At 70.6% G+C, this 20,276-nt stretch carries 16 protein-coding genes and 2 pseudogenes; 8 read left to right on the forward strand and 10 right to left on the reverse strand.

Features of this window, described 5'->3' with window-relative positions; all coding sequences use genetic code 11:
- On the reverse strand, positions 1 to 1,010 hold a 1,010-nt coding region (locus EBH09_RS35520; RefSeq protein WP_238697540.1), incomplete at its 3' end, for a helix-turn-helix domain-containing protein.
- Between the two features lie 171 nt (positions 1,011 to 1,181).
- On the opposite strand from EBH09_RS35520, the pseudogene EBH09_RS39615 reads away from it, so the two are divergent.
- Positions 1,182 to 1,364: pseudogene (locus EBH09_RS39615) on the forward strand (ATP-binding protein); the annotation flags it as partial.
- 57 nt (positions 1,365 to 1,421) lie between these two features.
- Here EBH09_RS39615 and EBH09_RS35530 read toward each other — a convergent pair.
- The 7 genes from EBH09_RS35530 to EBH09_RS35560 all read right to left on the reverse strand — a co-directional run bounded on the left by EBH09_RS35530 (position 1,422) and on the right by EBH09_RS35560 (position 10,862).
- Positions 1,422 to 4,415: a family 16 glycoside hydrolase gene (locus EBH09_RS35530; RefSeq protein WP_121750873.1), complete on the reverse strand. Its 2,994-nt coding sequence runs from the start codon at positions 4,413 to 4,415 to the stop codon at positions 1,422 to 1,424.
- 199 nt (positions 4,416 to 4,614) lie between these two features.
- Entirely contained in the window at positions 4,615 to 5,643 is a 1,029-nt protein-coding gene (locus EBH09_RS35535) for a LacI family DNA-binding transcriptional regulator (RefSeq protein WP_121750874.1), read from the reverse strand.
- Between the two features lie 77 nt (positions 5,644 to 5,720).
- Complete coding sequence (locus EBH09_RS35540; RefSeq protein WP_121750875.1) at positions 5,721 to 6,041, reverse strand: L-rhamnose mutarotase; 321 nt, start codon at positions 6,039 to 6,041, stop codon at positions 5,721 to 5,723.
- Between the two features lie 64 nt (positions 6,042 to 6,105).
- Positions 6,106 to 7,191, reverse strand: coding sequence for a rhamnose ABC transporter substrate-binding protein (gene rhaS / locus EBH09_RS35545; RefSeq protein WP_121750876.1), 1,086 nt, complete (start codon positions 7,189 to 7,191; stop codon positions 6,106 to 6,108).
- A 68-nt stretch (positions 7,192 to 7,259) separates the two neighbouring features.
- Positions 7,260 to 8,288 (reverse strand): ABC transporter permease, encoded by a 1,029-nt coding sequence (locus EBH09_RS35550; RefSeq protein WP_121750877.1) that lies wholly within the window; start codon positions 8,286 to 8,288, stop codon positions 7,260 to 7,262.
- A complete protein-coding gene (locus EBH09_RS35555) occupies positions 8,281 to 9,336 on the reverse strand; it encodes an ABC transporter permease (protein ID WP_121750878.1) in 1,056 nt (351 codons plus the stop codon). Before EBH09_RS35555 ends, EBH09_RS35550 begins: the two co-directional genes overlap by 8 nt.
- Complete coding sequence (locus tag EBH09_RS35560; RefSeq protein ID WP_121750879.1) at positions 9,333 to 10,862, reverse strand: sugar ABC transporter ATP-binding protein; 1,530 nt, start codon at positions 10,860 to 10,862, stop codon at positions 9,333 to 9,335. The genes EBH09_RS35555 and EBH09_RS35560 overlap by 4 nt, the downstream gene beginning before the upstream one ends.
- Positions 10,863 to 11,146: 284 nt before the next feature.
- Between EBH09_RS35560 and rhaI the strand changes: the two genes are divergently transcribed.
- The 6 genes from rhaI to EBH09_RS35590 all read left to right on the forward strand — a co-directional run bounded on the left by rhaI (position 11,147) and on the right by EBH09_RS35590 (position 18,829).
- Positions 11,147 to 12,313 carry an L-rhamnose isomerase gene (gene rhaI, locus EBH09_RS35565; protein ID WP_121751179.1) on the forward strand — a complete coding sequence of 389 codons (1,167 nt, stop codon included), beginning with the start codon at positions 11,147 to 11,149 and terminating at the stop codon, positions 12,311 to 12,313.
- 69 nt (positions 12,314 to 12,382) lie between these two features.
- Positions 12,383 to 14,428 carry a bifunctional aldolase/short-chain dehydrogenase gene (locus tag EBH09_RS35570; RefSeq protein WP_121750880.1) on the forward strand — a complete coding sequence of 682 codons (2,046 nt, stop codon included), beginning with the start codon at positions 12,383 to 12,385 and terminating at the stop codon, positions 14,426 to 14,428.
- Between the two features lie 96 nt (positions 14,429 to 14,524).
- Complete coding sequence (locus tag EBH09_RS35575) at positions 14,525 to 16,015, forward strand: rhamnulokinase family protein (protein WP_121751180.1); 1,491 nt, start codon at positions 14,525 to 14,527, stop codon at positions 16,013 to 16,015.
- Positions 16,015 to 16,770 carry a (Fe-S)-binding protein gene (locus tag EBH09_RS35580; RefSeq protein ID WP_121750881.1) on the forward strand — a complete coding sequence of 252 codons (756 nt, stop codon included), beginning with the start codon at positions 16,015 to 16,017 and terminating at the stop codon, positions 16,768 to 16,770. Before EBH09_RS35575 ends, EBH09_RS35580 begins: the two co-directional genes overlap by 1 nt.
- Positions 16,767 to 18,191, forward strand: coding sequence for a LutB/LldF family L-lactate oxidation iron-sulfur protein (locus tag EBH09_RS35585; RefSeq protein WP_121750882.1), 1,425 nt, complete (start codon positions 16,767 to 16,769; stop codon positions 18,189 to 18,191). Before EBH09_RS35580 ends, EBH09_RS35585 begins: the two co-directional genes overlap by 4 nt.
- A complete protein-coding gene (locus EBH09_RS35590) occupies positions 18,188 to 18,829 on the forward strand; it encodes an LUD domain-containing protein (protein ID WP_121750883.1) in 642 nt (213 codons plus the stop codon). Before EBH09_RS35585 ends, EBH09_RS35590 begins: the two co-directional genes overlap by 4 nt.
- Positions 18,830 to 18,896: 67 nt before the next feature.
- Here EBH09_RS35590 and EBH09_RS38135 read toward each other — a convergent pair whose 3' ends face one another.
- Positions 18,897 to 19,052 carry a hypothetical protein gene (locus tag EBH09_RS38135; protein WP_193776766.1) on the reverse strand — a complete coding sequence of 52 codons (156 nt, stop codon included), beginning with the start codon at positions 19,050 to 19,052 and terminating at the stop codon, positions 18,897 to 18,899.
- Positions 19,053 to 19,388: 336 nt separating this feature from the next.
- Positions 19,389 to 19,829: a glutaredoxin domain-containing protein gene (locus EBH09_RS35595; RefSeq protein ID WP_121750884.1), complete on the reverse strand. Its 441-nt coding sequence runs from the start codon at positions 19,827 to 19,829 to the stop codon at positions 19,389 to 19,391.
- Positions 19,830 to 20,092: 263 nt separating this feature from the next.
- On the opposite strand from EBH09_RS35595, the pseudogene EBH09_RS35600 reads away from it, so the two are divergent.
- A pseudogene (locus tag EBH09_RS35600) lies at positions 20,093 to 20,276 on the forward strand (hypothetical protein); the annotation flags it as partial.

The following is a 20,276-nucleotide window of genomic DNA, read 5'->3' on the forward strand; positions in this document are numbered from 1 at the left end:
GCCGGGGCGGCCCCCACCGCGGGAGCCGCCCCGTCCAGCAGCGCACATCCCAGCGCGGTGCGGCGGTGCAGCACCCGATTGCCCTCGCGGCGGGTCGCCACCAGCCCCGCCTCACGCAGCACGGCCGCGTGCCGGCTCGCCGTGGACGGAGCCAGGCGAAGCGCCGTGGCCAGGGCCGTCGTCGTCAACGGGATCTCCAGCGCCTCCAGGACGTGGGCCCGGGAAGCACCGATCAGCTGGGCGACGGACGGTTTGGCCGCACCGGCACGCAACCGGGGGAGCCAGCCCGGCGCCGGGCCCAGCGGATGTACCAGCACGAGCGGCAGCGACTCGTCCACCAGGGCCAGCGGGGTACGCACGCAGAAGAAGCCGGGCAGCAGGGTCAGCGGGCGCCCGCCCAGACGCAGCAGCCGGGGCTCGGGATAGGGGGCCACGAGCCGGGAGCCCTGCCGCCGCCAGCCCGGCAGCTCCGCGTAGCTCGCCAGCAGCGCCTCGGCGCCGCCGTCGAGAGCAGCCTCGGCACGACCGGCGCGGTCCTCCGCGGCCCGCCCGCGGATCACGGACAGGTACGGTGCCACGGCAACGGCGTGATAGCGCCGCAGGGTACCGCCCAGCCAGCGCAGCGGGGACGCGTCACCGGTGGCCACCCACCGCACACTGCGCGGCACCGGCCCCCGCAAGTCCGCGCACAGCCGGGCCAGTTCGGCGACGAGTCTGCGCCGGGGCGTCGACTGCACCCGGTCAACGCCGTCCTCCAGCGCAAGATCACCACGACCGGGTGTGAGGAAGTCAGGAAAGTACCCCGCGGGTGGGCACAGCGGCAGCAACGCCCGGACATCGTCGGCGAGTCCGGTGCGGCGCAGGGCGCCGCGCACCTCGCGCCGCCAGGGGTCGTAGGCCAGGGATTCCTGACCGTTCTGCAGCAGGTGAAGGCTGAGCGCCGTCTCCCAGAGGGGGTCGGTGCCCGGTGCCACCCCCAGTCGGGTCAACGCGCCTTCGTCGAACTCCACTTGAAGCACCGTGCCGCTCTCCTCGCCGCAGTCGAAGTGCCGCCGGGGACGGTCGGACACCTCGGTGCAGGACGAATGGTGCCCGAGGTCTACGCGCGTACGCCATAGGGCGTCGGCGGTGACGCTCCCCGTGCCGGGATCCGGTACGGATCCGCCGGACGCGGGGCGTGCAGCACCGCACCGCACCTGCGCAACGCGGCCACGACCGACGAGGGCGGCCGCGGCCTGTTCCTCGTGGCCCAGCTGGCCGACCGCTGGGGAACCCGCTACACCGAGACCGGAAAGGTCATCTGGTCGGAGCAGACGCTTTCGCCTTCGCCGCGGCCGCCTCTGTCGGTCGCACCACCGACGTGAGCCGGACGGCGGTGGCCGGCCCGGGCACGTCCGGGCCGGCCACCGTCTCGTGAGCCGCTACGACAACGGCTCGATCCAGATGTCGCGGTACCGCACCTTGTCGCCGTGGTCCTGTAGGCGGAGCGCGCCCGCTGTCGGCCCTTCCTGCGCGCCCCCGGCGGTCGGGCCGCTGAGTGCCACGTCCTCGTGGACCGTCACGCCGTTCCACACCACCGTCACGCGCGCGTCCCGCGTCTTGGCGCCCTGGTCGTCGAAGCGCGCCGCGCGGAAGGTGATGTCGTACGTCTGCCAGGTGCCCGGCGGGCGGGCCGCGTTGGCGTCGGCGGCCTTCTGCTGATAGATCGCGGCGGCCTCGTTGTCCGCGGGCGTGGTGTCACCGAACGAGTCCAGGATCTGGATCTCGTAACGGTCCTGGAGGTAGATGCCGCTGTTGGCCCGGTTCTGGCCCGTGACGTCCGGGGGCAGCTCGGGCAGCCAGAACTCGGCATGGAGCTTGAAGTCGCCGAACGCCTGCTTCGTGCGCAGGTCGCCGCAGCACACCTCCATCCCGCCGTCCGTCAGCGGCCACTGAGCGGTGCGGCCGTCCGTCTGCTGCCAGGCCGCGCGGTCGGCGCCGTCGAACAGGACGACGCGCTCGCCCTCGGGATGCACACTGATCATGTCGAGGTTGACGTGCCCGGTATCGCCCTCGTCCACCCGGTAGGTGATGGTGTTGGCGCCCTTGCGTAGCCTCAGCGACTCGGTCCGCGTGGACCAGTCGTCCCAGCCGCCCGTACTGAGCAGGCTCGACTGCCTCACCTTCCGGCCGTCCACGTACACGCTCACCGTCTTGGTGCCGGTGAAGGGGTTCGGCCCGTTCGCGTACCGCAGGGCCACGTCGTAGGTGCCCTTCCTGTCCACGTCGACGGTGAACGAGGTGGCCGCGCCCTGGGTGCCGTAGCCGTCCACGAAGCCGCTGCCGGAGTAACCCGTGTGCTCGGTGTCGACGCCGGCGCCGCCGGAGCGCCGCGCCTCCTCCGCCTCGTACGTCGTCGTCGGGGGCTGCTTGCCCGGCATGGCGTTGAGCGTGTACCAGGCCTCGGTGCTCCACAGCTTCTCACCCTCGGCCGAGCTGAACGGACGTGGTGAGCGGACGTGCACCACACGGTCGGGCTTGAGCCCCGTGATCCGCAGCGTGACCTTCTTCCGGTCCTCGGACAGCCGTGCGGAGGTAACGGTGAGGGTCTCCTCGTCGACCTTGGGGCCGCCGTACGCCGGTGTCGGCACATAGCGCCACTGCTCGACCCGGTAGCTCTCGGCGAGCTCGTCCGCCGTCTCCTGGGACAGCGGCCGGGTGTACTCCAGCTCGAAACCGCCCCGCTTGGCGCGCATGGCCCGGATGTCGAACGCCTTGCCGCCGTTCGGGGTGAGCTTCTGCAGACCGTGGGTCAGCTTGCCCTCCTGGCCCCAGTTGCCCCCGGCGCCCAGGCCGCCCGCGTAGATCGCGCCGTCCGGGCCCTGGGTGATGCGGTTGACGCCCGCCTCCAGGCCCTGGGTGTGGCGGAAGACCGCGCCCTGGTCCTTGCCCTTCACCTTCTCCAGGAAGGCGCGCTGCAGTCCGCCGTAGGTGACGTCGCCGAACAGCATCTGGCCGGCGTACGGGCCCTTCTTCAACAGGATCGGGGTGCTGGGGGAGTTGGCGATCTCGTTCTGCGGCAGCCACAGCACCGGTTCGGTCACCGGCTGGTCGTCGAACGGGCCGGCCGGGTTGGTGTAGTGGTTGAAGAAGCGGTCGGGTTTGATACGGACCAGCTTCGACGCCGGGAGCCAGCCGCCCTGGTTGTCGGCGACGAAGAGGTCGCCGCCGGGGCCCCAGCCGATGCCGTTCGGGGTGCGCAGGCCGCCGGCGAGGTAGGTCACCTTGCCGGTCCTCTTGTTCACCTTGATCGTGGTGCCCCGGTTCGGCGCCGGCTGCGGGTCCGTCGTCGCGCCGCCGTAGTTGATCGCGACGGAGAGGTTGAGATAGAAGTGCCCGTCGCGGTAGAGCAGGCCGAAGGCGAACTCGTGGAAGTTGCCGCCGTACGGCCAGGTCGCCACGGTGCGCCGCGCGTCGGTGACGTCGTCGCCGTCGGTGTCGCGCAGCTCGGTGAGCTCGTGCTTCTGCGACACGTACAGGGCCCCGTCGAGGGCCTTGATGCCCATGGGCTCCTTGAGGCCGCTCGCCACCTTCTTCGCCGTCACCTTGTCGGGACCGGTCGCGCCGGTGACGTTGTCGAGGAGGTACACCTCGCCCTCGGTCTTGTCGGTGCCGCCCCACGTGGTGATGGCCATCCGGCCGTCCGGGAGCCAGTCCATGCCGGTGACCTGGGGTTCGAAGCCGTCGGGCCGCAGGTCCGTCAGCGTGTAGTCGGGGTGCACGCCGTCCAGGGGCAGCCCGTCGCCGGGGGTGTCGGTGCCGCTCTCGCACTGCTTGCGGCCGGGGGCCGTGACCCGTACGACGTCGGCGTCGGTGCTCAGGGCGGAGTTCGGCACGAGGGAGAAGTCCGCCGCGCCGGGCGGCTTCCACTCCAGCGTCACCCGCTGGTCGTTCAATCGGTCGAAGTGGTCGACACGCAGGGCGTGGTGACCGGCGGTCAGTGTCGTCGTGCCGTCCTTGGGCTCGGCCGCGTGAAGGCCGTCGTGATCGATGACCGTCCGGTCGTCGATGCTCAGGCGCGAGCCGTCGTCGCTGGTCAGCCGGAAGGTGTAGGCCCCGTCCTCGGGGACCTCGATGTTCGCGATCACCTGCGAGACGAAGTTGTCACCGATGCCGAAGTCCTCGGCCGTGGAGAAGTCGATGACGGGCATCAGCTTGTCGACGTTCGGGGTCTGTCCGGGCTTGAGCACGCAGATCTCGTTCATCGGCTGTCCGATGTCGAAGACGCGCAGTGTGACGCCCGGTTCCTGCGGCGGCAGGTCGTCGGCCGTGTCGGCGGCGCCTGCGGGCGTGGAAGTGAAGCAGCCGAACAGGAACGAGACGGCGACCAGACCGGCCAGCCGTCCGCGGGTTCTGGAGCGGGACCGTGGGCTCATGCATCCTCCCCGGGGGTGACGCGTTGGTGTGCGCGAGATGCCTGAAGACGACCGGGCGTCGGATACCATAGGAGCCTTTTGCTTGCCGCGTCTATGAGTTTGTCATCAGTGAGTACAAACTCTGTTCGTCAACGAGTGAAGAACGCGGGTCCCGGGTCGGGTTTCCCCTTCCACGAACATATTGGCCGCGCGGCGGGCCTCAGCGACCGGGCAGGCTCGAACCGCGGACGACCAGCTCGGGTTGGAGCACCACGTGCTGGTGACGGTGCTCGTCCGCCCGGTCGCCGGCTTCCTGGAGAAGCAGGTCCGCGGCCATGGCGCCCATGGCGCGGGCGGGCTGGCGGACGGAGGTCAGCGGTACGGTCGCCGCGGCGGCGAACTCGATGTCGTCGTACCCGACGATGGCCAGGTCGTCGGGGACCTTGACCCCCGCCGTGTACATGAACTGGAGCACGCCGAGGGCCAGCAGGTCGTTGGCGCAGAAGACGGCGGTGGGCCGCTGTGCCAGGCCCAGCAGTCGGGCCCCCGCGTCGCGTCCGGCGGCCACGTCGAGGCGTTCGGTGGGGATCTCCCGCAACGCCGTGGGAGGCAGGCCGGCCTGGGCGACGGCTTCCAGCGCCCCGGCCCGACGGTCCCGCACCTGCCTCAGATGGGGCGGTCCGCTGACGTAGGCGACTGAACCGTGCCCGGCGCCGGTGAGGTGACGGATCGCCAGAGCACCGCCGGTGACGTCGTCGACCGAGACGGAGCACCCCTCCGCGTCGCCGGCCACCCGGTCCACCAGTACGTAGGGAATACCGTGCCGGCGGAAGTCGCCCAGGCTGCGCCCGCTCGGATCGGCGGGGGTGACCAGTACCCCGCGGACCCGCTGCTCGGCGAAGAGTTCGAGGTACTCCGCCTCCTTTCGCGGACTCTGCGCGCTGTTGCACAGTGTGACGGCGAGTCCCGCCTCCCGGGCCGTGCGCTCGGCTCCCTGGGCCAGGTCGACGAAGAACGGATTGCCCATGTCGAGGACGAGCAGCGCCATGACACGGCTGCGGCCCGCCCGCAGTTGCCGGGCGGACTCACTGCGCACGTAGCCCAGCCGCGCGATCACCTGCTCCACATGACGACGGGTCCGCCGCGAGACCCGGCCCGGCCGGTTGAGCACGTTGGAGACCGTGCCCACGGAGACGCCGGCCTCCCGTGCCACGTCCTTGATGCCGACCGTCGGCGTGGAGTGCGTCATGTGTGTTCCCTGCTGTTCTGCCCCGCCCGTCGAGCCGGTCCGGGGAAGCGTTCGACCTGCGAAGCGGGGGCTCCGGGTCAGGCCAGGTGGAAGACCTCGGTGAGGGGACGCATGGCGGCATCGGGTGCCTGTCCGTCCAGTGCTTCGAAGAACCCCGCCATCTCGGCCTGCCAGCGCGTGTTCACCTCGGTCGCGTCCATGGCCGCCCGGGCCGCCTCGAAGTCGTCGGTCTCCAGATAGCCGACGAGCAGGCCGTCCTCCCGCAGGAAGAGGGAGTAGTTGCGCCAGCCGGCTCGGGAGAGCGCGGCGAGCATGTCGGCCCACACGTCCCTGTGGCGCTCGCGGTATTCGGCGACCATCTCGGAGCGGACCTTGAGAAGAAAGCAGACGCGTTGCATCGGATCACCCTGTTGCCGAGAGTGGGGCCCCGGTGATGCCGGGGCCCCACGAGTTTCGTACGGATCAGAAGTCGTACTCGTCGATGTTGGCCTTGTCGAAGACGGTCGGCTCGCCCGGGGAGACCACACCGTCCGCGCCGATGGTCATGGTGCCGAGGTCGCCGGCGTTGAAGGTCTCGCCCTCCTTGCCGGTGATCTGCCCGGATTCGAGGGCGACCGCGACGTGGGCGGCGAGTGCGCCGAGCTTGGCCGGCTCCCACAGCTCGAACTCCTGGACGGTGCCGTTCTTGACGTAGGCGCGCATGTCGTTCGGGGTGCCGAGTCCCGTGAGCTTGACCTTGCCCTTGTACTTGGAGCCGGACAGGTACTGGGCGGCCGCCTTGATGCCGACGGTGGTGGGGGAGATGATGCCCTTCAGGTTCGGGTACTCCTGCAGCAGGCCCTGGGTCTGCTGGAACGACTTCTGGGCGTCGTCGTCGCCGTAGGCGGTCTTGACGAGCTTGATGTCCTTGTAGGCGGGCTTCTTCAGTTCCTCCTTCATGACGTCGATCCAGGTGTTCTGGTTCGTCGCGGTCTGCGCCGCGGACAGGATCGCGATCTCGCCCTTGCCGCCGATCTGCTTGGCCAGCAGTTCGACCTGGGTGCGCCCGAGGTCCTCGGCGGAGGCCGGGGAGACGAACACCTGACGGCAGTCCTTGTTGGTGTCGGAGTCGTAGGTGACGACACTGACGCCGTTGCGCATGGCCTGCTTGAGCGCGGTGCACAGGGCGCCGGGGTCCTGCGCGGAGACGGCCATGGCGTCGACCTGCTGCTGGGTCAGGGTGTTGACGTAGCTGACCTGGCCGGCGGTGTCGGTGCCGCTGCTGGTGCCGACCTCCTTGTAGGTGGAGCCCAGTTCGTCGAGCGCCTTCTCGCCGCCCTTGTCGGCGGTGGTGAAGTACGGGTTGTTGACCTGCTTGGGCAGGAAGGCGACGGTGAGGCCCTTCTTGGTCTCCGCGTCGGGGTCCGCCTTGCCGACGGCGGCGCTGCCGTTGTCCTTGGACGCGTCGTCCTTGGTGGTGCCGCCGCAGGCGGTGGCGCCGAGCGTGAGTGCGGTGACCGCGGCGAGTAGGAGGGTCAGGCGGCGTGATCTGGCGGTGGTGCCGGGCATGGGAAGTTCCTTTACCTGTGAGGGAGCGAGGGGAGGGAGGGCGTCAAAGGGAAGTCAGCGGCGAGGGACTACGTGGAAGGGGCCGTCAGCGGTGGGGCGGCCGTTCTCCCTCTGGCCCGTGCCTGGGAGATCCGGCGGCCGATCCGCGGGGCGAGAACGGAGATGACCAGGAGGACTCCGGTCGCCACGGTCTGGGACTGGGCGGAGACGTTCAGCAGACTCATGACGTTCTGCATCGTGCCGAGCAGGAACACACCCGCGATGGCGCCGCCGAGCGTGCCCTTGCCGCCGTCGAAGTCGATGCCGCCGAGCAGCACCGCGGCGATCACGGACAGTTCCAGCCCGGTGGCGTTGTCGTAGCGGGCGCTGGCGTAGTGCAGCGTCCAGAAGACACCGGTGAGAGCGGAGATCACGCCCGTGGACACGAACATGGCCAGCTTGAGCCGCTTGACCCGGACACCGGCGAAGCGAGCGGCCTCCTCGGAGGCGCCGACGGCGAACAGCGACCGGCCGAAGCGGGTGGCGTGCAGCACGACGACGGCGATCGCCAGCAGGATGACGAACGGGACGACGGCGTACGGGAGGAACGTGTCCCCGAACCGGCCGGCCCCGAAGTCCAGGTACTGAACGGGGAAGTCGGTCACGGAGTCGGAGCCGAGCACGATCTGCGCGATGCCCCGGTAGGCGCCGAGCGTGCCGATGGTGACGGCCAGCGAGGGCAGCCCGAGCCGGGTGACGAGCAGGCCGTTGACCAGGCCGCACACCACGCCGAGCAGAACGCAGAGCGGGATGATCGTCTCGATCGCCATGCCGGCGTTCCACAGCGCGCCCATCACGGCACTGGAGAGACCGGCCGTGGAGGCCACCGAGAGATCCACCTCGCCGGAGACCACGAGCATGGCCATCGGCAGGGCGATCAGGGCGATGGGCAGGGTGTTGCCGATGAGGAACGACACGTTCAGGGCGTTGCCGAAGTTCTCCACGAAGGAGAACGAACAGATCAGCAGGACGACCAGCAGAACGCCGACCGAGGTGTCCCAGCGCACCGCGCCGCCGAGACGGGAGAGCACGGGAGACTTGACGGTGGGGTCAGGCATGACGGGCACTCCTCGACTGGGCGGCCTTCTTGCGGAGGGCTCCGGCGACTCTGAGCGCCAGAACCCGGTCGACGGCGATGGCGAGCAGCAGCAGGAAGCCGTTGATGGCGGTGACCCAGACCGAACTCACGCCGAGGGCCGGGAGCACACCGTTGATGGAGGTCAGCAGTACGGCGCCGAGCGCGGCGCCGTACACGGTGCCCGATCCGCCGGTGAAGGCGACGCCGCCGACGACGACGGCGCTCACCACGACGAGTTCGTACCCGTTGCCGGTGTTGGAGTCGACGTTGCCGAACCTGGCGAGGTACAGGGCGCCGGCGAGTCCGGCGAGCGCCCCGCAGACCACGTAGGCCGTCATGACGCGGGCCCGGACCGGGACACCGGCGAGCCGGGCGGCCTCCGGGTTGGACCCCAGGGCGTACATGTCCCGTCCGCTGCGGTAGTTGCGGAGGTAGTAGGCCACGACGACCAGGGCGGCAAGAGTGAGCAGCGCGAGGTAGGGGACGACCCCGATGCCGTCGCTGCCGAAGTCCACGAAGCCGTCGGGCAGGGCGCTCGCCGTGATCTGGCGGGAGCCGACCCAGATCGAGTCGATGCCGCGGACGATGTAGAGGGTGCCCAGGGTCACCACCAGCGCCGGCACCTTGCCCAGACTCACCAGTGCGCCGTTGACCACGCCGAACAGCGCGCCGACCCCCACGGCCAGCAGGACGGCGATGATCGGGTGGCCGCCGTCCTTGAGGTGGAGCCCCGCGGCGAAGGCGGAGATGCCCAGCACGGAGCCGACCGACAGGTCGACGTTGCGGGTGATCACCACCATCGCCTGGCCGATCGCGACCAGCACGAGGATGGTCGCGTTCAGCATCAGGTCCCTGATGCCCTGCTGCGAGAGGAACTCGGAGTTGGACAGCTGGGTCGCGCCGAGCATCACCACCAGCACCGCGATCACGGCCAGTTCGCGGGCCTTGAATATCCTGTCCATGAGCCGCCGCGCGGCGACGGACTCGGGTGCGACCTCTGGCCGCACCGGCTCGACGGTCGTGGTCATGCCGCCTTCCTCCCTCGGTCGGTGCGGCCGGTCGCGGCTGCCATCACGCTCTCCTCGGTCGCTTCCGCCCGGGGGATCTCCGCGGTCAGCCGGCCCTCGTGCATCACCAGGACCCGGTCGGCCATGCCGAGGATCTCCGGCAGGTCGGACGAGATCATCAGCACCGCCACCCCGTCGGCGGCGAGTGAGGACAGCAGACGGTGCACCTCCGCCTTCGTCCCCACGTCGATACCGCGGGTCGGCTCGTCCACGATCAGCACCTGGGGGGCCGTGGCGAGCCACTTGGCCAGTACGACCTTCTGCTGGTTGCCGCCCGAGAGCGTCCCCACGACGTCGGCCAGGCGTGCGTACTTCACCTGGAGCCTCGTCGCCCAGTCCACGGCGCGGCTGCGCTCGGCCCGCCGGTTCATCAGCCCGGCCCGGGAGGTGGCCGCGAAGCCGGTGAGGCCGATGTTCCGCTCGATGGACATGTCCATAACCAAGCCCTGGGCGCGGCGGTCCTCCGGTACCAGGGCGAGTCCGGCGGCCATGGCCAGGCTCGGAGCTCCCGGCGAAAGCTTCCGGCCGAGCACCTCGACCTCACCGCCGTCGAACCGGTCGACGCCGAAGACCGCGCGGGCCACTTCGCTGCGACCCGCCCCGACCAGGCCGGCGAGGCCGAGTATCTCGCCGCGCCGGACGTCGAAGGAGACGTCGGTGAACACGCCTTCGCGCGTCAGCCGGCGCACGCTGAGGGCGACCTCGCCGATCCGGGTCTGCTGCTTGGGGTAGAGCTCCTCCAGGTCGCGGCCGACCATGCGGCGCACCAGACCGTCCTCGTCGAGGTCGGACAGGGGTTCACTGGCGATCCAGGCACCATCCCGAAGGGTGGTGACCCGCTGGCACAGCTCGAAGATCTCCTCCAGGCGGTGCGAGATGAACAGCACCGCCGATCCCTGCTCGCGCAGCGTCTCGACCACGCCGAACAGCCGGGCCACCTCGCTGCCGGTGAGCGCCGCCGTCGGCTCGTCCATGATGAGGACCCGGGCGTCGAGGGACAGGGCCTTGGCGATCTCGACCAACTGCTGGTCGGCGATGGAGAGTCCGCGGGCCGGCCGGTCGGGGTCGAGGGCGACACCGAGGCGGGCGAAGAGTTCGGCCGCGGCCGTCTTGACCGTACGGTGGTTCACCCTGCCCAGGGAGCGCCGGGGCTGTCGTCCGATGAAGATGTTCTCCGCGACGGACAGGTCGGGGAAGAGCGTCGGCTCCTGGTAGATCACGGCGATCCCCGCGTCGCGGGCGTCCGCCGGGCTGTGGAAGTCCACCGGCTCGCCGTCGAGGAGGACCGTTCCGGTGTCCGGACGGTGCACGCCTGCGAGAGATTTGATCAGGGTGGACTTGCCGGCACCGTTCTCGCCCGCCAGTGCGTGGGCCTCGCCGGCGTACAGCCGCAGCGAGACGTCGCGCAGGGCTCGGACGGCGCCGAAGGACTTACTCACTCCCTCCAGGGCGAGCACCGGAGTGGTCTCCGGTTCGGGATGAGTCATGGGTTGTCTCCCGTACGTGTGCCGAGCGGAAACACCGCAGTGAAATGTTTCAATGGAGTTGCCGGGAAGCTAGCTTCAGCGCGTCCGGGACGTCAAGGGTCCGGGACCCGTGCGGTCGCTCGGTTCTCGCCGTCATAAGGCAGGAAGTAGCTGGGTCGAGCCCTGCGGAGACCCTTGACGGAGGTGGCGTCACGGGTTAGTTTCGGGCGCAACCTGAATCGATTCATACGACAGGTCAATTCAAGTACCCCATGAGGGGGCAACTTGCGCATCCAGAGGTGGACATGCCTGACATCACTGCCGTGAGAACCGCACTCGCCGACCAGCGGGTCGAGACGCCTTCCTGGGGCTACGGCAACTCCGGCACGCGTTTCAAGGTGTTCGCGCAGCCAGGCGTGCCGCGCACCCCGCGCGAGAAGCTGGACGACGCCGCCAAGGTGCACGAGTTCACCGGCGTAACCCCCCGGGTGGCGTTGCACATCCCCTGGGACGAGGTGGACGACTACGCGGCGCTGGCCGCGCACGCGAAGGACCGCGGCCTGGAACTGGGCGCCATCAACGCCAACGTCTTCCAGGACGACGACTACAGACTCGGCAGTGTCTGCCATCCGGACGCCGCGGTGCGGCGCAAGGCGCTCGCGCACCTCATGGAGTGCGTCGACATCATGGACGCCACCGGCTCCCGCGACCTGAAGCTGTGGTTCGCCGACGGCACCAACTACCCCGGCCAGGACGACATCACGGCCCGCCAGGAGCGGCTCGCCGAAGCCCTCCACGCCGTCTACGAGCGCCTGGGCGAGGACCAGCGCATGCTTCTGGAGTACAAGTTCTTCGAGCCCGCGTTCTACACGACCGATGTCCCCGACTGGGGCACGGCCTACGCGCACTGCCTGCAGCTCGGTGCGAAGGCACAGGTCGTCGTGGACACCGGGCACCACGCGCCGGGTACCAACATCGAGTTCATCGTCGCCGTATTGCTCCGCGAGGGAAAGCTCGGCGGCTTCGACTTCAACTCCCGCTTCTACGCCGACGACGACCTGATGGTCGGCGCCGCCGACCCCTTCCAGCTCTTCAGGATCCTCCGCGAGGTCGTCAAGAACGGCGGCCTCGACCCCGCCGCCGGCGTGGCCTTCATGCTCGACCAGTGCCACAACATCGAGGCGAAGATCCCGGCGATCATCCGTTCGGTGATGAACGTCCAGGAAGCCACCGCGAAGGCGCTGTTGGTCGACGACGAGGCACTGGCCGCGGCCCAGGCGGCGGGCGACGTCCTGGCGTCCAACGCCGTCCTGATGGACGCGTACAACACCGACGTCCGGCCGCTGCTGGCGGAGATCCGCGAGGAGAAGGGCCTGAACCCCGACCCGGTCGCCGCCTACCGCGCCAGCGGCTGGCAGGAGCGGATCGTAGCCGAACGCGTGGGCGGCGAGCAGGCCGGCTGGGGCGCGTAGCCGCAATTCCGGGGCGCCGCGCGACCTCGGGCATCCTCCGTCGTCAACTCATCCGAAGGAAAGAGCATCATGGCCTCCGCCATTCATCCCGAAGTCGCCGGGCTCCTGGCGCGCTCGCACCGGCTGGGCTCGGACCCGCGCAACACCAACTACGCGGGTGGCAACACCTCCGCCAAGGGCACCGCCACCGACCCCGTCACCGGTGGCGAGCTGGAGCTGCTGTGGGTCAAGGGCTCCGGCGGCGACCTGGGCACGCTGAAGGCCGAAGGACTGGCCGTGCTGCGCCTGGACCGGCTGCACGCCCTGAAGGGTGTCTACCCGGGCGTGGAGCGCGAGGACGAGATGGTCGCCGCGTTCGACTACTGCCTGCACGGCAGGGGCGGCGCCGCGCCGTCCATCGACACCGCCATGCACGGTCTGGTCGACGCGGCCCATGTGGACCACCTGCACCCCGACTCGGGTATCGCGCTGGCCTGCGCGGCCGACGGCGAGAAGCTGACCGCCGAATGCTTCGGCGACACGGTCGTGTGGGTGCCGTGGCGGCGGCCCGGATTCCAGCTCGGTCTGGACATCGCCGCGGTCAAGGAGGCCAACCCGCAGGCCGTCGGCTGCGTCCTCGGCGGCCACGGTGTCACCGCGTGGGGCGCCACCGCCGAGGAGTGCGAGGCCAACTCGCTGCACATCATCCGCACCGCCGAGGCGTTCCTCGCCGACAAGGGCCGCCCCGAGCCGTTCGGCCCGGTGCTGGACGGCCACGAGCCGCTGCCCGACGCGGAGCGGCGCGCCCGTGCCGCCGCGCTCGCCCCGCACGTCCGCGCCATCGCCTCCGCCGACCTGCCGCAGGTCGGCCACTTCACGGACTCCGAGACGGTGCTGGACTTCCTCTCCCGCACCGAGCACCCGCGTCTCGCGGCCCTGGGCACGTCGTGCCCCGACCACTTCCTGCGCACCAAGGTCCGACCGCTGGTCCTGGACCTGCCGGCCGGTGCACCGCTGGAGCAGGCGATCGCCCGGCTGACGGAACTGCACGCCGAGTACCGCGCCGAGTACCGGGCGTACTACGAACGGCACGCCGTCCCCGGCTCACCGGCCATGCGCGGCGCCGACCCGGCGATCGTGCTGGTGCCCGGAGTCGGCATGTTCTCCTTCGGCAAGGACAAGCAGACCGCCCGGGTCGCCGGCGAGTTCTACGTCAACGCGATCAACGTGATGCGCGGCGCCGAGGCCGTCTCCGCCTACAGCCCCATCGAGGAGTCCGAGAAGTTCCGCATCGAGTACTGGGACCTGGAGGAGGCCAAGCTGCGCCGGATGCCCGCGCCCAAGCCGCTGGCCACCCGGGTCGCGCTCGTCACGGGCGCCGGCTCCGGCATCGGCAGGGCCATCGCCCACCGGCTCGCCGCCGAGGGCGCCTGCGTCGTGGTGGCCGACCTCGACGCCACGAACGCGGCGGCCGTCGCCGAGGAACTCGGCGGCCCCGACAAGGCCGTGGCCGTCACCGCGGACGTCACCAGCGAGGAGCAGATCACCGCCGCGTTCGCCGAGGCCGTACTCGCCTTCGGAGGCGTCGACCTGGTCGTCAACAACGCCGGCATCTCCATCTCCAAGCCGCTGCTGGAGACGACGGCCAAGGACTGGGACCTCCAGCACGACATCATGGCCCGCGGCTCCTTCCTGGTCTCCCGCGAGGCCGCCCGGGTGATGACCGCGCAGCAGCTCGGCGGCGACATCGTCTACGTCGCCTCCAAGAACGCCGTGTTCGCGGGACCCAACAACATCGCCTACTCCGCCACCAAGGCCGACCAGGCCCACCAGGTGCGGCTGCTGGCGGCCGAGCTCGGCGCGCACGGCATCCGCGTCAACGGAGTCAACCCCGACGGAGTCGTCCGCGGCTCCGGCATCTTCGCCGGCGGCTGGGGCGCCGAGCGGGCCGCCGTGTACGGCGTGGAGGAGGAGAAACTGGGCGAGTTCTACGCCCAGCGCACGCTGCTCAAGCGCGAGGTGCTGCCCGAGCACGTGGCGAACGCGGTCTTCGCCCTCACCGGCGGCGACCTCACCCACACCACCGGCCTGCACATCCCGGTGGACGCGGGTGTCGCCGCGGCCTTCCTGCGCTGACCCACGAGCCCGCCCTGATGCCGTTGCGACGCGCGCGGCGGCATCAGGGACCCCACTCCTCGCCGCGCACAGCGGAGGTAACACCACGTGACCACCATCCCGGCCTCCTCGGCCTTCCCCTCGGCGTTCGCCGCGGTCGACCTCGGGGCCACCAGCGGCCGGGTGATCCTCGGCCGGGTAGGGCCGGACAACCTCGACCTGACCGAGGCGCACCGGTTCCCCAACACGCCCGTACGCCTGCCCGACGGACTGCACTGGAACCTGCTCGCACTGTTCCAGGGAACCGTCGACGGTCTGCGGGAGGCCGCTCGGGCCGGTTCGGTCGTCTCCATCGGCGTGGACACGTGGGCGGTGGACTACGGGCTGCTCGACGGCGACGGCGTACTCCTCGGCACCCCGCACCACTACCGGGACAGCCGCACCGACGACGCCGCCCAGCGCGTCCGGCCCCGCGTCGGGCCCGAGGAGCTGTACCGGATCACCGGGCTCCAGCACCTGCCGTTCAACACCGTCTTCCAGCTCGCCTCGGCAGCGGGCAGCAGTCAGTTGGAGGCTGCCCGCACCCTGCTGCTGATCCCGGACCTGCTCGTCCACTGGCTGACCGGAACCATCGGGGCGGAGGCGACCAACGCGTCCACCACGGGCCTCTTCGACGCCCGCGAACGCGCCTGGTCCGGGGAACTCCTCGACCGGCTCTCCATCGACCCGGCTCTGCTGCCGCCTCTGCGCCACCCCGGCGACCCGGCCGGGACCCTCCTGCCGCACGTCGCCGCCCACACCGGTCTCGACGCGAGCACCCCGGTCGTCACCGTCGCCTCGCACGACACCGCCTCCGCGGTCGCCGCCGTCCCGGCCACCGAACCGCACTTCGCCTACATCTCGTGCGGTACCTGGTCCCTGGCCGGCCTCGAACTGGACGCCCCGGTGCTGACCGAGGCCTCCCGGGCCGCGAACTTCACCAACGAACTGGGCGTGGACGGCACCGTCCGCTACCTCCGCAACATCATGGGCATGTGGCTGCTCGAGGAGTGCCGCCGGACCTGGGAAACGCAGGGCCCGCCCACACACATCCCCGTACTCCTCGCCGAGGCCGCCCGGTCCACGGCGTTCGGCGCGGTCATCGACCCGGACGACCCCGGCTTCCTCGCCCCGGGCGACATGCCGGAACGGATCCGCGAGTACTGCCGCCGTACGGACCAGCCGGCCCCCGGCAGCCGGGGTGCCGTCGTCCGCTGCATCCTGGAGAGCCTGGCGCTGGCCCACCGCCGCACCCTGCGACAGGCGGCCGAACTCGCCGGCCGCGACATCACCCACGTCCACCTCGTCGGCGGCGGCTCACGCAACGACCTGCTCTGCCAACTCACCGCCGACGCCACCGGACTGCCCGTCGTCGCCGGGCCCACCGAAGCCACCGCCCTCGGCAACATCCTCGTCCAGGCCCGAGCCGCGGGGCTGGTGGCCGACCTGGCGGCGATGCGCCGACTCGTCGCCTCGACCCAGCACCTCCGGCGCTACACCCCACGCGGCGACAGCGCGGCCTGGGACGCCGCAGCCGCCAGGCTCAGCCCTGCCCGAACGGAGCCCTGATGCGCGTAGCCCTCTTCGCCACCTGCGTCAACGACGCCCTCTACCCGTCCACGGCGATCGCCACCGTCAAGGTGCTGGAGCGCCTCGGAGTCGAGGTGGAATTCCCCGCCGCCCAGACCTGCTGCGGCCAGCCGCAGTACAACACCGGCTACCGGCGCGCGACCGAGCCGCTGGTGCGCCGCATGGCCCGGGCCTTCGAGGGCTACGACCACGTCGTCACCCCCTCCGGCTCCTGCGTCGCCATGGTCCGCGACAACTACCCCCGGATCGGTGCCAAGGCGGTGGCCGAGGGCCGGGGCGGGGAGCTGGCCGACGCCGCCGCGTCCCTCGCGCCGCACGTGCACGAGCTGACCGAGTTCCTCGTGGACGTGCTCGGGGTGACGGACGTGGGCGCCTACTTCCCTCACACGGTCACCTACCACCCCTCCTGCCACGGGCTGCGCGTGCTCGGCCTGCGCGACCGGCCCCGTCGGCTGCTGGAGGCGGTGAAAGGACTGGAACTCGTCGAACTGCCGGGCGCCGAGGAGTGCTGCGGCTTCGGCGGCACGTTCGCCGTGAAGAACGCCGACGTGTCCGAGGCGATGGGCGACGACAAGATCCGCAACGCCCTGTCCACGGACGCGGACGTGCTGTGCGGCGCCGACAACTCCTGCCTCATGCACCTCGGCGGTATGCTGCGCCGCCAGGAGGCACCACAGCGGGCACTGCACCTCGCGGAGATTCTCGCGAGCACGGAAGAGGAGCCGCTGCGATGAGTGGGACCTATCTGGGGATGCCGTCCTTCCCCGAGGCGGCACGGGAGGCCGTACACGATCCGACGTTGCGCGGGAATCTGCGGCACGCGACGCACACCATCCGGGACAAGCGGGCGCGGGCGGTCGCGGAGCTGGACGACTGGGCGCGGCTGCGTGAGGCCGGGAAGCGGATCAAGGATCACACGCTGCGGTATCTGGACCGGTATCTGGTGCGGGTGGAGGAGGCGGTCACGGCGGCCGGGGGGACCGTGCACTGGGCCGCCGACGCCGAGGAGGCCAACCGGATCGTCGCGGATCTGGTGAAGGCGACCGGGGAGTCGGAGGTCGTCAAGGTCAAGTCGATGGCGACGCAGGAGACCGGTCTCAACGAGGCGCTGGAGGCGGAGGGCATCCGCGCCTACGAGACCGATCTCGCCGAGCTGATCGTGCAGTTGGGCGGGGACCGGCCCTCGCACATCCTGGTGCCGGCGATCCACCGCAACCGCGGCGAGATCCGGGACATCTTCCGCTCCGAGATGGGCGAGTGGGGCCGGCCGGCGCCCGAGGGTCTCACCGACACGCCCGCCGAACTCGCCGAGGCGGCCCGGCTGCACCTGCGGGAGAAGTTCCTGCGCGCCAGGGTCGGCATCTCCGGCGCCAACTTCATGGTCGCCGAGACCGGCACCCTCGTGGTCGTGGAATCCGAGGGCAACGGCCGGATGTGCCTGACCCTGCCCGAGACCCTGATCTCGGTCGTCGGCATCGAGAAGATCGTGCCCACCTGGCGCGATCTGGAGGTCTTCCTGCAGACCCTGCCCCGCTCCTCGACGGCCGAGCGGATGAACCCGTACACGTCCATGTGGACCGGCACCACCGACGGGGACGGCCCTCGCACCTTCCACCTGGTCCTGCTGGACAACGGCCGCACCGACACCCTCGCCGACGAGGTCGGCCGTCAGGCACTGCGCTGCATCCGCTGCTCGGCGTGCCTGAACGTCTGCCCGGTCTACGAGCGGGCCGGCGGCCACGCCTACGGCTCGGTGTACCCGGGGCCGATCGGCGCGATCCTCAGTCCGCAACTGCGGGGCACGGGCAGCGAGATCGACGCGTCCCTGCCGTACGCGTCCTCGCTGTGCGGCGCCTGCTACGAGGTGTGCCCGGTCGCCATCGACATCCCCGAGGTGCTGGTCCACCTGCGGGAGAAGGTCGCCGACCAAGGCGGCAAGGGGCACCGCCTGGAGGGGGTCGCGATGCGGACGGCGACCTGGCTGCTCGACCACCCGGCCGCCCTCAACGCCGGTGAACGACTCGCCTCCAGGACCCGGAAGCTGCATCCCAAACGGCTTCCCGGCCCCGGCGCGCGTGAGTGGACCAACAGCCGCGACCTGCCGGCCATGCCCCCCGAACCCTTCCGTGACTGGTGGAAGAAGAACCACGCATGACGTCTCCGTCCTCCTCCCGCGACCGTGTCCTGGGCAGGGTGCGCAGGGCCCTCGCCGAAGCGCCCGAGGCCCCCGAGGTCACGCGCGACTATCTCGTGACCCACACGCCGGACGACCCCGCCACGGTGCTCGACCTCCTCCACGAGAACCTCGTCGACTACCGGGCCGGCGTGCACCGCGGTACCCGGCAGGGACTTCCGTCGCTCATCGGCCGGCTCCTGGCCGACCACGGCGCACGTTCCGTCGTCGTACCGCCGGGCCTGCCCGGCGCCTGGCTGGCCGGCTCGGACGCCCGGCGACGATACGACGACCCGCCCCTGACCCCGGCAGAACTCGACTCCGCCGACGCCGTGGTCACCGGCTGCGCCCTCGCCGTCGCGGAGACCGGCACCGTCGTACTCGACGCCGGCCCGGGGCAGGGCAGACGTGCCCTCACCCTCGTCCCCGACCTGCACATCTGCGTCGTCGACGTACTCGGTCAGGTGGTCGCCTCGCTCCCGCAGGCCCTGCCGCGCCTCGACCCGACCCGCCCGACCACGTGGATCTCCGGCCCGTCCGCGACGAGCGACATCGAACTCGACCGGGTGGAAGGCGTCCACGGACCCCGGACCCTGGAGGTCGTCCTCGTGGCGGACTGACCTCGCGGTCGGCGGGGCGGACAGGGCAGCTTTCGCGGGAGCGGCTCGACGCCCGGACAGCCGGGGGTCAACGCGCGACTCCTGGAGTCGGGTGTTCCGTCTTCGGCTTCGCGGTCGGCGCGAACCGCAGCCGCAGGCCGCCCGTCCGGCCGCGCGTCGCGTCCGACCAGAAGCGGTCCATGCGCGCGACATCCAGCGCGTCGATCACGATCCCGGTCAGCATCCCGTTCCCCCAAGCCGTCGAACCCTTCGCCTGCCCAGCTGACGCATCACACTCATATGGTGCGGGACGCATACCGTGTAGCCTCGGCGAAAGGAATCACGTGATGGCCGCCAACGAGTTGGCGCCGCACAACATCCGGGTCAGCCGAGTACGGCCGTATCGGCAACCAGGCCGGCGGTGACGCTTCGCCGGTCATCCCGGGCGCGCACGAACGAACTGTCCGGCGTCGCCGCCGGCCACTGACCTCCGCCCCACCCAGGCATCACACGAGGCACGTGCCTGGGCCGGCAGGCCGCCACACCACCGGGGCGGTAACGCGCGCTGCTCGCCGGCCGTTCAGGGGCCGGTCCCAGGGAGCTGTCCGCGCAGCCAATCGGGGTCGGGGTTGACGTGCGGCCGGCCTGCCACCATGACGGTCGGCACGGTCTCATCGCCCTTGTTGGCGGTTCGTACCACCGCGGCTCCGGCCGGGTCACGCCAGATGTCGACCCAATGCAGCCGACGTGAGCTGCGACCCAACCGGAACCGCAGGCGCAGGCAGTACTTGCAGCCCGCCCGCCAGTAGACGATCGGCCGGCCGTCGACCGCGCTCCGGCGTTGTGCCTCCACCGCTCCGATCGACCGGGGGAACGCCAACGGCGAGTGCAGGCCCGCGAGCAGGGCGAACGCCAGCAGAAGTGCGACGGCGACACCGGGAGACCCGTCGACGAACCGCGTGGTCGCGAGGAGTACGCCGCAGACCACGAACGCCATCGGCAACACCCACGCGCGCGTCATGGGGGAAAGACTATGCGGTGGCGTAGGGGCGGACGCCCAATGGTTCTGTCATTGCAACGAACGGCAGTAGATTTCGTTGCATTAAGTTTGGGGCATTGCAACGATTAAAAGACTGCTGCCTGCGACGATAGTACTCAAGTGCGATAAATCGATTGCCCATTTGGTGAACGCAACGTAGCGTTTCTGGTGTTGGAAACGACGGGGCGACGGTCGCACGGATCGGGAAGTGCGCGTTTCGTTGGTGAGCCGGCAGGGGGCGGATCATGGAGACAGCACAGAGTCGGCAGCGGGCACCCGGGTCCTTCGCTTCCTTCGCCCGTTTCGTGCTCTGCGGCGGCGGAGTGGGGATCGCCTCCAGCCTCGCCGTGGCGGTCGTCGCCCTCTGGGTCCCGTGGGTACTGGCCAACGCCCTGATCACCGCGGGCTCCACTGTGCTCGCGACCGAGT

It is taken from the genome of Streptomyces sp. E2N166 (assembly GCF_003671715.1).
GTDB lineage: Bacteria > Actinomycetota > Actinomycetes > Streptomycetales > Streptomycetaceae > Streptomyces > Streptomyces thinghirensis.

What these genes read in the sequence shown, in the direction of transcription:
- EBH09_RS35530 (WP_121750873.1), bottom strand. Translation starts at nt 4,415, where the DNA reads ATGAGCCCACGGTCCCGCTCCAGAACCCGCGGACGGCTGGCCGGTCTG.
- EBH09_RS35535 (WP_121750874.1), bottom strand. Translation starts at nt 5,643, where the DNA reads ATGACGCACTCCACGCCGACGGTCGGCATCAAGGACGTGGCACGGGAG.
- EBH09_RS35540 (WP_121750875.1), bottom strand. Translation starts at nt 6,041, where the DNA reads ATGCAACGCGTCTGCTTTCTTCTCAAGGTCCGCTCCGAGATGGTCGCC.
- rhaS (WP_121750876.1), bottom strand. Translation starts at nt 7,191, where the DNA reads ATGCCCGGCACCACCGCCAGATCACGCCGCCTGACCCTCCTACTCGCC.
- EBH09_RS35550 (WP_121750877.1), bottom strand. Translation starts at nt 8,288, where the DNA reads ATGCCTGACCCCACCGTCAAGTCTCCCGTGCTCTCCCGTCTCGGCGGC.
- EBH09_RS35555 (WP_121750878.1), bottom strand. Translation starts at nt 9,336, where the DNA reads ATGACCACGACCGTCGAGCCGGTGCGGCCAGAGGTCGCACCCGAGTCC.
- EBH09_RS35560 (WP_121750879.1), bottom strand. Translation starts at nt 10,862, where the DNA reads ATGACTCATCCCGAACCGGAGACCACTCCGGTGCTCGCCCTGGAGGGA.
- rhaI (WP_121751179.1), top strand. Translation starts at nt 11,147, where the DNA reads ATGCCTGACATCACTGCCGTGAGAACCGCACTCGCCGACCAGCGGGTC.
- EBH09_RS35570 (WP_121750880.1), top strand. Translation starts at nt 12,383, where the DNA reads ATGGCCTCCGCCATTCATCCCGAAGTCGCCGGGCTCCTGGCGCGCTCG.
- EBH09_RS35580 (WP_121750881.1), top strand. Translation starts at nt 16,015, where the DNA reads ATGCGCGTAGCCCTCTTCGCCACCTGCGTCAACGACGCCCTCTACCCG.
- EBH09_RS35585 (WP_121750882.1), top strand. Translation starts at nt 16,767, where the DNA reads ATGAGTGGGACCTATCTGGGGATGCCGTCCTTCCCCGAGGCGGCACGG.
- EBH09_RS35590 (WP_121750883.1), top strand. Translation starts at nt 18,188, where the DNA reads ATGACGTCTCCGTCCTCCTCCCGCGACCGTGTCCTGGGCAGGGTGCGC.
- EBH09_RS38135 (WP_193776766.1), bottom strand. Translation starts at nt 19,052, where the DNA reads ATGCTGACCGGGATCGTGATCGACGCGCTGGATGTCGCGCGCATGGAC.
- EBH09_RS35595 (WP_121750884.1), bottom strand. Translation starts at nt 19,829, where the DNA reads ATGACGCGCGCGTGGGTGTTGCCGATGGCGTTCGTGGTCTGCGGCGTA.